10 protein-coding genes are annotated in these 11,192 nt (G+C 29.4%); 9 read left to right on the top strand and 1 reads right to left on the bottom strand.

Translation table 11 applies throughout. The features are described 5' to 3' along the window. The first annotated feature begins 255 nt into the window (after positions 1 to 255). Entirely contained in the window at positions 256 to 1,818 is a 1,563-nt protein-coding gene (locus WJW32_RS02035) for a methyl-accepting chemotaxis protein (RefSeq protein ID WP_340254237.1), read from the top strand. A gap of 133 nt (positions 1,819 to 1,951) precedes the next feature. Then, complete coding sequence (locus WJW32_RS02030) at positions 1,952 to 3,337, top strand: MATE family efflux transporter (protein WP_340254234.1); 1,386 nt, start codon at positions 1,952 to 1,954, stop codon at positions 3,335 to 3,337. Positions 3,338 to 3,374: 37 nt separating this feature from the next. Here the strand turns inward: WJW32_RS02030 and WJW32_RS02025 are convergent, their stop codons facing one another. Beyond that, positions 3,375 to 4,037 carry an ATP-binding protein gene (locus WJW32_RS02025; protein ID WP_340254231.1) on the bottom strand — a complete coding sequence of 221 codons (663 nt, stop codon included), beginning with the start codon at positions 4,035 to 4,037 and terminating at the stop codon, positions 3,375 to 3,377. Between the two features lie 266 nt (positions 4,038 to 4,303). Between WJW32_RS02025 and gap the strand changes: the two genes are divergently transcribed. The 7 genes from gap (at position 4,304) to cysK (ending at position 11,076) form a co-directional block, all read left to right on the top strand. Next, the gene (gap, locus tag WJW32_RS02020; RefSeq protein WP_340254228.1) at positions 4,304 to 5,332 is read left to right on the top strand and encodes a type I glyceraldehyde-3-phosphate dehydrogenase; all 1,029 of its coding nucleotides are present in this window, start codon (positions 4,304 to 4,306) and stop codon (positions 5,330 to 5,332) included. A gap of 353 nt (positions 5,333 to 5,685) precedes the next feature. Next, positions 5,686 to 6,594 (top strand): ribonuclease Z, encoded by a 909-nt coding sequence (locus WJW32_RS02015; RefSeq protein WP_340254226.1) that lies wholly within the window; start codon positions 5,686 to 5,688, stop codon positions 6,592 to 6,594. Between the two features lie 10 nt (positions 6,595 to 6,604). Beyond that, a complete protein-coding gene (locus WJW32_RS02010; RefSeq protein WP_340254223.1) occupies positions 6,605 to 7,714 on the top strand; it encodes a metallophosphoesterase in 1,110 nt (369 codons plus the stop codon). 203 nt (positions 7,715 to 7,917) lie between these two features. Next, positions 7,918 to 8,076 (top strand): rubredoxin, encoded by a 159-nt coding sequence (locus tag WJW32_RS02005; protein WP_340254221.1) that lies wholly within the window; start codon positions 7,918 to 7,920, stop codon positions 8,074 to 8,076. 44 nt (positions 8,077 to 8,120) lie between these two features. After that, positions 8,121 to 9,458: a CCA tRNA nucleotidyltransferase gene (locus WJW32_RS02000; RefSeq protein ID WP_340254218.1), complete on the top strand. Its 1,338-nt coding sequence runs from the start codon at positions 8,121 to 8,123 to the stop codon at positions 9,456 to 9,458. A gap of 80 nt (positions 9,459 to 9,538) precedes the next feature. After that, on the top strand, positions 9,539 to 9,895 hold the full coding sequence (locus WJW32_RS01995; RefSeq protein WP_340254216.1) for a DUF1292 domain-containing protein: 357 nt from the start codon (positions 9,539 to 9,541) through the stop codon (positions 9,893 to 9,895). 281 nt (positions 9,896 to 10,176) lie between these two features. Next, entirely contained in the window at positions 10,177 to 11,076 is a 900-nt protein-coding gene (gene cysK / locus WJW32_RS01990) for a cysteine synthase A (protein ID WP_340254213.1), read from the top strand. Positions 11,077 to 11,192 lie beyond the last annotated feature (116 nt).

The raw sequence follows: 11,192 nt of genomic DNA, 5'->3' as shown, positions 1-11,192 counted from the left end.
GGAATATTAATAAGATAAAATCTTAGTTATATTCAAAATATCGTTGTATTCGCGGTATTTGTATAGATAGTTTTTAATAACCCACAGACCCTAAAAAAATAACCCGGATTTCGTTTGTACGAAATCTAGGTAGCTACGTTTTTTGTGTATAATTACGAATTAGAAATAAAAAATTAACATTAATTTGTTTGAAAGCTACAACAAAAATTGATATAATTATTTATAAAACGTAAGGTGAAATAAAGGGGGCCTAAAATGAGGAAAAGACTAATGATAAGTATTATTTCGCTAACTTATTTAATTATTATTTTGATAATCAACACAACAATTTTTAACAAAAATAACTTTTTATTTGGAGTAAGTGTAAATATTATATTTACTTTATTGTATTCATATACAATATTTAACCTAATTTATAAAGAGAGAATAGAAAAAATCAAAAATATGGTAGATATAATTAATGAAGGTCGCTATGATTATAAATTAGATGATTATTATAATGAAGAAATCACATCATCTTTTCAAAAATTTTTTAATAGTACTAAAGAAATTTCTAAATCAGGACTTAAATTATCAGTAAAACTTGCACTTGAATCTGATAAAGTTGCAGATGAAGTTAGAAACATGCAAGAATCAACAGAAAGTGTAGCAAATACAAGTGAAGAAATAGCGTCGGGTTCTTTAACTCAAATGGAATCTATAAACAGTATTTTTAGTAATATAGAGGGTGTTGGAAGCAATATAGATGGAATAAGAGGTGAACTTAAAAATATAGGGGAACAAACGGATACATCTGTAAAACTTACTGAAGAAGGAAATGAAAATATTATAAAAACAAAACAATCGATAGATGCTTTAAGAAATATTATGGTCGAGTATAACAATAACCTAAATAATTTTATAGAGAGTTTTTCTGAAATAGAAAAGTTTTCAGATATAATAAAAGGAATTACAGAGCACACAAATCTACTTGCACTAAACTCATCTATAGAAGCAGCAAGAGCCGGGGAATATGGAAAGGGTTTTGCTGTTGTAGCTACTGAAATTGGAAAACTATCAAATCAATCACAGGATGCTTCGGAGAAAATAAGTGATGTTATTGAAGATATAAGACATAGAATGTCTGAATTAACACAAGAAATGTCATATGGAATAAATAAGATAGATGAAGGTATAATCGTAGCTCAAAAAGCTGAGCAGTCCTTCGAGCAAATATCTAATAGTACAGTTAAAACAAAGGATCAAATAAAGACAATCCATAAAAGTATGGAAGAAATCGGTCTGTACACTGGAAAAGTTATAGAGTCTGTTGAAACTATTCAGGGTATATCTGAGGAAAATGCATCTGAAAGCCAACAGTTTAATGCTATTGTAGAGGAAATGAATAATTCATTTGGATTAATAGTTAATAATATAAATTCTTTAAAAGATTGTGCAAATAATCTTCAACAAAATCTTGCTCAAAATACAATGGACGTATATATGTATAATAAGGCTTTAGATATTAAAAAACATCTTGATAAATCTGAAGATTTAGATATTAAGAAGCTTGCTAACAAGCTTAATGTAGATGATATATACGTAGTGGATTCCTCAGGAATAATAAAGCAGTGTTCTGATAAAGATGGAATAGGACTTGATTCTTTTGAGATAGATCCAGTATCGTATAAGGCCTCAAAATTGAAGGAAGGATATGAATCAACTCCTATTAGAAAAAGAGCTCATGATGATGAAATGTATAAATTTTTACATATTCCATACAAAAGTGGAGGGGTAATTAGCGTATCTTTATCATTACGATCTGTATTAAATATATAGGGTGAAATGTTTAAGGCTATACTCATATAATGTTGAGTATAGTTTTTTTGTTAAATAGTTGCAAAAGCAACTAGTCTTATATATAATACCTATTATGAAAAAATGTTCGTACAACTAAATAGGAGGTGTGTTTATGAAAAAACAGAAAAGACTTGGAAGTGAAAATGTTGGCAAACTACTTATGGAATTTTCAGTTCCAGCAATTATAGGTATGTTAATTAACGTATTATACAATATTGTAGATAGGATATTTATAGGAAAAGGAGTAGGGGCTATTGCGATATCAGCAGTAGGATTGACTCTGCCGTTTAGTACAATAATAATGGCATTTGGAATGCTTGCAGGTATTGGGGGTGCAGCTTTAATATCTATTAGACTTGGAGAAGGAAAGCATGATGAAGCTGAGAAAATACTTGGAAATACATTTGTGCTTTTAAGTATTATTTCTATTTTAGTTACTGTTGTTGGTATTGGCTTTTTAGATCCACTACTTAGAATCTTTGGAGCAAGTGAGATAACTTTTGGTTATGCTAAAGACTATATAATTATAATACTTGTGGGGGCTGTTTTTAATGCAGTTGGATTTGGTCTTAATGCATCTATTCGTTCTGATGGAAGTCCAAAGACTGCTATGATTACAAATTTAATAGGAGCTATAACTAATATAATACTTGATTATGTATTCATAATGAAGATGGATATGGGAATAAAAGGGGCTGCAATAGCTACTGTTATAGGTCAGACTTTAAATACTATATGGGTACTTAGATACTTTATGATTGGAAATAGTTCTTCTATGAAGCTGAAAGTTAAAAATATGAAACTAGATATTAATATAGTTAAAGGGATATTTGCAATCGGAATGTCTCCGTTTTTAATACAAATTGCAGCAAGTGTTGTAAATGTGCTTGCGAACAATACATTAAAAGCAAATGGTGGAGATTATGCTATAGGTGCTATGAGTATACTTATAAGTATTACAATGATATTTTTGATGCCCGTATTTGGCATAACTCAAGGTGCTCAGCCTATATTAGGATATAATTATGGAGCTGTTAAAATAGATAGGGTAAAGAAATGTTTGATGCTTGCAATATGTTCAGCATCTACACTTTGCATAATAGGATTTGTATTTGTAGAAGTTTTTCCAAGTTTTATGATATCTATATTTAGTGATGATGAAAATATACTTATGATAGGTACTCGTGGACTTCAGATATTTTTATGTATGATTCCTGTTATAGGATTTCAAATAGTTGTATCAAACTTTTTCCAAGCAATAGGCAAGGCTAAGATTTCGATTATACTTAGTCTTTCAAGACAGGTAATTATATTGATACCAATGCTTATAATTTTACCTAAGTTATTTGGACTTAAGGGAGTGTGGATAGCATATCCTATATCAGATTTTTTATCTTCGTTAATTACATTAGTATTTTTGATTAAAGAATTGAAGGCTATGAGTGCAAAAGAAAAAAACGAAAAAAATATAAATATGAATAAAATAATTGAAATATAATAAGAAAAAGTACTAGCGATTTCGCTAGTACTTTTTCTTATTGTGTAATATTTCCATCTGTAGATATTATAAATTCATTGTATAAAGCTTTTGTGTTAGAATTTAAGATAGCTTCTTTTACTGCACGAACTAATCCTCCGCAGCAAGGTACTGACATTCTTGTAACTGTTATACTGTTTATATTTTTTGTTTTAAATATCTCTGTAAGTTTATCTATATAATATTGGTTGTCATCAAGCTTTGGACAGCCTATAACTGTAATTTTATTCTTCATAAAATCATTGTGAAAGTTTGAGTAAGAATATGCACAGCAATCTGCTGCTATTAATATATTTGCATTATCCCAAAAATCAGCTGAAGGACTTACAAGCTTTAATTGTACAGGCCATTGATTTAATTGAGATTGAGTAGTGTTTTTTACTATTTTACTTGCCGATCCAGGGCATCCTCCAGATGTTTTTTTCTTATTAGTAGCATATCCTTTTCTAGATTGATCGAATTTTACAGTTTCTTTTTCTGTTAATTTTATTGCATCAACGGGACAAGTTGGTAAACACATTCCTAGTCCATCGCAGTAAGAATCACTCATTAACTTTGCTTTGCCATCTATAATTTGTATAGCTCCTTGGTGACATGCATTTGCGCATAATCCGCATCCTATACATTTTTCTTGATTTATTTCAATTATTTGTCTTTTCATTTTTAAATCCTCCTTTAATATGATGTCGTTATAGGTATATTATACACTATGTTTTTAGTTGATTAGAGAACAAATGTTACGGAAAATATAAATTTTTAATATGAAAAATATATTTATATATATACAAAATAAGAAAAATATGTTAAACTGTAAAAAGTATAACACATATAAATTAAAGACACACACTAATTAAGCTCATATCAGAACAATGTGTTATCCTAAAAAATATATATTGTTAACTACTACATAAATGGGAGGATTTTACAATGAGTATTAAAGTGGGGATTAATGGATTTGGAAGAATAGGAAAGAATGTTTTAAAGGCATGGCTAGAAAGAAAATCTGACATAGAGATAGTTGCTATAAATAGTACTAGTGGACCTGAAAAACATGCACATATATTTAAATATGATTCTTTATATGGAATTTTAGATGAAGAAGTTACAGCTACTAATGATTCAATCATAATAGGTGATAGAGAAATTAAATTTACAGCACACAGAGATCCAGAACAAATTCCTTGGAAACAATTGGGAGTTGATATTGTTATAGAATCAACTGGACTATTCACAAAGAGAGAAGCATGTAATAAGCATATAAAAGCAGGAGCAAAAAAGGTTATAATTTCTGCTCCTGGAGTAGATGAAGATATAACTATAGTTATGGGTGTTAATCATAATGATTATAATCCAGAGAAACATCATATTATATCTAATGCATCTTGTACTACAAATTGTTTAGGACCTGTTGCTAAGGTTATTAATGATGAGTTTAAGATAGTAAAAGGACTTATGACTACTGTACATTCTTATACTAATGACCAAAAAATACTTGATCTTCCTCATAAGGATTTAAGAAGAGCTAGAGCGGCAGCGGAATCTATTATACCTACTTCTACAGGAGCTGCTAAAGCAATAAGCAAAGTTATACCAGAGTTAAGTGGAAAATTAAATGGAATGGCTATGAGAGTACCAGTGCCTGTAGTCTCAGTTGTAGACTTAGTTATTGAACTTGAAAAAGAGGTTACGGTTGAAATGGTTAATAGTAAATTAAAAGAAGCTTCTGAAGGTGAATTTAAAGGAATATTAGGATATAGTGACAAACCGTTAGTATCAATTGACTATAAGAAAGATTATAGATCATCTATAGTTGATGGATTATCTACTATGATGATTGGAGATAATATGTTAAAGATTGTATCATGGTATGATAATGAGTGGGGATATTCTAATAGGGTTATAGATTTAGCAACACATATAGGTAGAGTTGGAAATATGAATAAAGCTAACGCTTAATAAGAAAAGCACTCATTTTGTAGTAACTACAAAATAAGTGCTTTTTTAATTGCTATGAAATTATAAAATTTTCAATTTATGGATAACATTGATTAAATCACTAAATTTATAACTACTTTAAGCAACGGAGAGTGTTGGGGATTTTGGGGACATGAACTACGCGATTGCATAAAGCGAGTTTTTTTATATGTTATAATATAAATGGGAAAACTATATAGTATAAAGTGAAACTTAATTCAGAAGGAGTTTTTATTTCAACTGAATTTTTAGTTACGTGTGCCCTTTGGGTGAACTAATACGAAGCTGTAGAGTTCTTATTTTTAGCTTTCGAAAAAAATGGAGGATGTGATTAAATGCTGAATGTCTGCTTGTTAGCTCCTGGTGGTGTTATGCCATTTTACAATAGATTTCTTACATCTATGATTGCAAGTTGTAATGGAAGTATGGTGCTTGTAGATTGTGGAGAAGGAACTCAGATTCTTTTGAAAAAGTTAAAGTGGGGTTTGAAAAATATAGATGTGATTTGTTTTACCCATTATCATGCAGATCATATAGCGGGTCTTCCTGGGCTTTTAAGTACAATAGGGAATTCAGGTAGAAAAGAGGAACTTATATTAATTGGACCTCAAGGGTTAAAGAATGTGGTTGAGGGTCTTTTAGTTATAACTCCTGAACTTCCATATGATATAAAGCTTATTGAGACTTCTGATAAATTAGTTGAATATATACATAAGGATTTTGTAATAAATTCACTGCCTGTAAAGCATAGTGTCGATTGTATGATGTATAGTGTTGAGGTTATGAGAAGAAGAAAATTTGATAAAAATAAGGCTGAAAGTCAAAATATTCCTATGAAATACTGGAATAAGCTTCAAAAAGAAGATATGATAGAGGATAATGGAATTATATATACTCCTGATATGGTACTTTCAGATATAAGAAAGGGACTTAAAATTTCTTATTGTACTGATACAAGGCCTCTTCCTGAAATTGTGGATTTTATAAAAGGTTCGGATTTATTTATTTGTGAAGGTATGTATGGTGATGATACTTATGCTGAAAAAGTAGAAAATACAAATCATATGCTGTTTTCAGAAGCGGCAAATCTTTCGAAAGAGGCAGGGGTTGAAGAATTGTGGCTTACTCATTTTAGTCCAGCTCTTCAAAATCCATATGAGTTTTTAGATGTAGCCAAAAATATTTTCCAAAACTCTGTTATAGGTGAAGAATTGATGGTTAAGGAATTAAAATTTATAGATTAAGGAGAATAATATGCCGTTGAACAGTAGAATAATTAGCTTAAATGAAGAGAAAATCGTTAGGCTAATATGTGTAAGTGATATTCATGGTGGTTTGGATTTGTTAAAAAAATTGATTGAAAAAGTAGAGTTTAAACTTAGTGATTATCTGGTTATAATAGGTGATTTTATTGAAAAGGGTAAATTTAATAAAGAAACTCTTTTGTATATAAAAGAATTATCTCAAAAAGATAATGTTATAGTATTAGCTGGGAATTGTGAATTATTTATAGCAAGATTGATTTTACAAAAAGATAATTCTCAAAAATTAATTAGATATATAAAATATAAGGCTCATAAAAGTATATTTGATGAGTGGATTGAAGAATTAAATGTAAGTATTGACAAAGTTGATGGAAAAGATTTACAAAATATATTTATTCAAAACTACAAGGAGGATATAGAGTTTTTAGGATCACTACCTCTTGTGTTAGAACTTGAAGACTTTATATTTGTTCATGCAGGTATAAGTGATAATGGAGATTGGAAAGAATCGGGCATTAAGATATTTTTATATTGTGAACAATTTTATAAAAAAAATAATAAGAGCGGTAAAACTGTAGTTGTAGGACATTGGCCAGCATCGAATTACAAGGATTATACTATTAACTGCGATTCTATAATAGATACTAATAAGAATATTATATGTATTGATGGGGGATACAATGTAAAAAAAATTGCTCAAATCAATGCACTTATAATTGAAAAAATAAATGATAAATACAATATTTATAATGAAAGTACTGATGAATTTGAGAAATATATAGTAAAAGAGGATTCGCTTGGAAGCAATGAAATTCCAAAAAAAATAGGATGGCCTAACAATAGAATTGAGATTATAGAAAGAAAAAAAGAATTTTCATTGTGTAAAAGATTAGATACAGGAGATCTTATAAATATAAAGAATGAAATAATAGAGTTGGGGCATGAAGGATATTACTGCAATCAAGATTATCAAGAGTATTATCTAACTGCTTATAGGGGTCAAGTAATAGATGTTGTAAATATATATGGAAGTTATGCACTTGCTAGATTAAATGGTGAATATGGATGGATTGAGAAAAATTTGATAGAAAAATTTTAAAAAAGCTTAATGATAAATTAAATTTATTGTTAAGCTTTTTTTGGGTAAACTAATTTAAACTTAGATTTTGCAATTAAGGTAAACTAGAAGGAATAATAAAAAAGGATTTTACGAAGATTTATATAATAGAATAGTTTATATGTAGTATATAAGATGATTTGAGAAATAATAATTGGGTAAAAATAAAATTAGGAGGGATGATTATGAAAAATTATAAATGTAGTGTATGTGGATACGTGTATAAGCCTGAAAAAGGAGATTGGACACATGATATAGAAAAGAATACTAGTTTTGAAGACTTACTAGATGATTGGAAGTGCCCAACTTGTAATCATCCTAAAATGGCATTTGAAGAAGTGTAGGTTTTGTATTAAACTGGTATAAGTAGATAAGAAAGGTGAGGATTATGAATATAGATATACCGGTTGAAGTTGAGAAAATATTAGGCATAGTAAATCAAAATAATTATGAGGGATTTGTAGTAGGTGGCTGTGTTAGAGACACTCTATTAAAGGGCACTCCTAAGGATTGGGATATCACTACAAGTTGTCTTCCTGAAAAACTTATGAGTATACTACAGGAGAATGATATAAAAGTTATTCCAACGGGACTTAAGCATGGAACTGTAACAGCTATTATAAAGGATAATCAATATGAAATTACAACTTATAGAATAGATGGAGAGTATCGAAATAATAGAAGTCCGGAGAGTGTTCAATTTACTGATAAAATAGAAGCAGATTTATCAAGGCGTGATTTTACAATTAATGCAATGGCATACAATCACAAATATGGTTTATGTGATCCGTTTTTTGGGCAGCAAGACTTAAAAAAAGAAATTGTAAAATGTGTTGGAGATCCTTTGAATAGATTTGAAGAAGATGCGCTTAGAATATTAAGAGGAATAAGATTTGCAACTAGATTAAACTTTAAATTAGATGAAGCTACCAAGCATGCTATGTCTGATAAAGGAAATTTACTTTTAAATATTAGTCATGAGAGAATAAGGGAAGAACTATGCAAAATACTACTTACTCATAAACCTTCATTGGGATTTAATATGCTTAAAGAATTAAACTTGCTAAAATATATTCTTCCAGAACTTGATAAATGCGTTGGATTTGATCAAAAAAATTTTTATCATGATAAAGATGTATTCGATCATATTATGTCTGTTGTGGATTATACGCCTTGTAATATAAAAACTAGACTTGCTGCTTTATTTCACGATGTTGCAAAGCCGATATGCTTTAGTATAGATGAAAAAGGTGTAGGTCATTTTTATGGACACAATATAAAAGGTGAGAGACTCACTGAAAGAATATTAAAAAGGCTTAAATTTGATAATAATACTATAGAAGATGTATGTATACTTATTAAAGAACATATGAATATGCCAAATCTTGAAAATAAAAAATCTATAAAAAAACTTATAAATAGGTCGAAAATAGACAATATATTTGATCTTATAGACTTAAAAATAGCGGATAGAAAATCCAGCACTAATGCTGATGATATAGGGTCGATTTTAGAACTCAAAGATAATATTGAAGAAATTATAGATAATAACGAGCCTTTATCTGTAAATGATTTATCTATTAATGGAAATGATATAATTAAACTTGGAATAAAACCTGGAAAAAAAATAGGCAAAATCTTAAATGATTTAAATGAGTTAATATTGGAACATCCAGAACTTAATACGAAAGAATATTTGGTGAATAAAGTCATAAAAAAAATATAGATTAAATTTTCACTTGATAATCATAATCAAATGTGAGATACTATAATAGTAAAAATATATAGAATAGAGGGTGGATTAATATGAGTAATGAGAAGAAGCAAGGTTGTGGTTGTGGTTGCGGAGGACACGGACACGAGCATGAAGAAAATCATGAGTGTGGATGTGGAGGACATGAACACGAAGTGCATGAGTATGAGGAGAATGAAGAAGCTCAGGTGATATATTTAACATTAGATGATGAAGAAGAAATAGCTTGTAAGGTACTGACTATATTCGAAGTGAAAGGTAATGAATACATATCTTTACTACCTGAAAATTCAGAAGATGTATACATATATAAATACAAGGAAACTGAAGAAGGACCTGAACTTGCTCAAATAGAAAATGATGATGAATTCAAGAATGTATCACAAGAATTTTACAATTTATGTGATTAACAAATGAATTTGGATAAAAAACGGTGACTAATAGATATTAGTCGCCGTTTTTCATATATAAGAAATTATATAATTTTAAATTTTTGAATAATATCGATTAAAGAACTATAACTACAATTATTATTGGTAAAAAATTGAAAATAACTCTTGCGATATCAAAATGATAATGATAGAATAGTGAATATCAAAATGATAAAAAGGGAAGGAGTTGTGATGAAGTGAGTGTAACCTAATTCGAATAAATATATATAATGTTATTATAATTTGGGGGAGGGAATAGTATGAGATTGAACAATATTATAGATGCAATAGGAAACACACCACTTATAAATTTAAGTAAATTAACTAAAAGTAATATATACGCTAAAGCTGAGTTTTTAAATCCTGGAGGAAGTATAAAGGATAGGATAGGCAAATTTATGATAGAACAAGCTGAAAGAGATGGCGTATTAAAAAAAGGTATGACTATAATAGAGCCTACATCAGGAAATACAGGTATAGGTATAGCTTTGGTTGGAGTCCAAATGGGATATAATGTGAAAATTGTTATGCCTGAGAATATGAGTGAAGAGAGAAAGAAAATTATAAAGGGGCTTGGAGCTGAGCTTATATTAACACCTAAGGAGGAAAGTGTGGAAGGGACTCTGAAAGAAGTTAAAAGACAGATAAACTTAAGTGATAATATATTCACTTTAAATCAATTTAGCAATATCAACAATCCGTTGATACATTATAATACAACGGCAGTTGAAATATTTGAAGATATGAGTGAAGATGTGGATGTATTTGTATCAGGGCTTGGAAGTGGAGGAACTTTACAGGGAATAGGAAGATATTTAAAAGAAAAAAATCCTGATTGCATGGTTATAGCTGTTGAGCCAAAAGGAGTATCTGCTCTTAAAGGACATAGTGCTGGAATTCATAAGATACAGGGTATAGGTGATGGGTTCATACCAGATGTATTAGACGTATCTTTAATGGATAGGGTTATAGAGGTTAGTGATGAAGATGCTATTTCAACTTCTAGACAATTAGCTAAGATATGTGGATGCTTAGTGGGAGTATCGTCAGGAGCTAATGTATGGGCATCTATGAATATATCAAAACAATATCCAGATAAAAAAATAGTGACTATTCTTCCTGACAGAGCAGAGCGATACTTCAGTGAGGGACTTTTATAATAGGAAATCTGAATAATTTGAAATAATTGATTGGAAGGCTCATTCTTAATAGGATGGGTCTTTTAATATGCAAACAATTTACAATTATAAAATTTAATGGTATTATTTGTTATAGT

It is taken from the genome of Tepidibacter sp. Z1-5 (assembly GCF_037844525.1).
In the GTDB taxonomy this organism is placed as follows: Bacteria; Bacillota; Clostridia; order Peptostreptococcales; family Peptostreptococcaceae; genus Tepidibacter_A.
Note: the sequence above shows the minus strand (reverse complement) of the source record. Positions and strands in the feature narration are given on the sequence as shown.

Coding starts and splice junctions, on each gene's coding strand:
- gap (WP_340254228.1), top strand. CDS start 4,304: ATGAGTATTAAAGTGGGGATTAATGGATTTGGAAGAATAGGAAAGAAT.
- WJW32_RS02005 (WP_340254221.1), top strand. CDS start 7,918: ATGAAAAATTATAAATGTAGTGTATGTGGATACGTGTATAAGCCTGAA.
- WJW32_RS02015 (WP_340254226.1), top strand. CDS start 5,686: ATGCTGAATGTCTGCTTGTTAGCTCCTGGTGGTGTTATGCCATTTTAC.
- WJW32_RS02035 (WP_340254237.1), top strand. CDS start 256: ATGAGGAAAAGACTAATGATAAGTATTATTTCGCTAACTTATTTAATT.
- WJW32_RS01995 (WP_340254216.1), top strand. CDS start 9,539: ATGAGTAATGAGAAGAAGCAAGGTTGTGGTTGTGGTTGCGGAGGACAC.
- WJW32_RS02030 (WP_340254234.1), top strand. CDS start 1,952: ATGAAAAAACAGAAAAGACTTGGAAGTGAAAATGTTGGCAAACTACTT.
- WJW32_RS02000 (WP_340254218.1), top strand. CDS start 8,121: ATGAATATAGATATACCGGTTGAAGTTGAGAAAATATTAGGCATAGTA.
- cysK (WP_340254213.1), top strand. CDS start 10,177: ATGAGATTGAACAATATTATAGATGCAATAGGAAACACACCACTTATA.
- WJW32_RS02010 (WP_340254223.1), top strand. CDS start 6,605: ATGCCGTTGAACAGTAGAATAATTAGCTTAAATGAAGAGAAAATCGTT.
- WJW32_RS02025 (WP_340254231.1), bottom strand. CDS start 4,037: ATGAAAAGACAAATAATTGAAATAAATCAAGAAAAATGTATAGGATGC.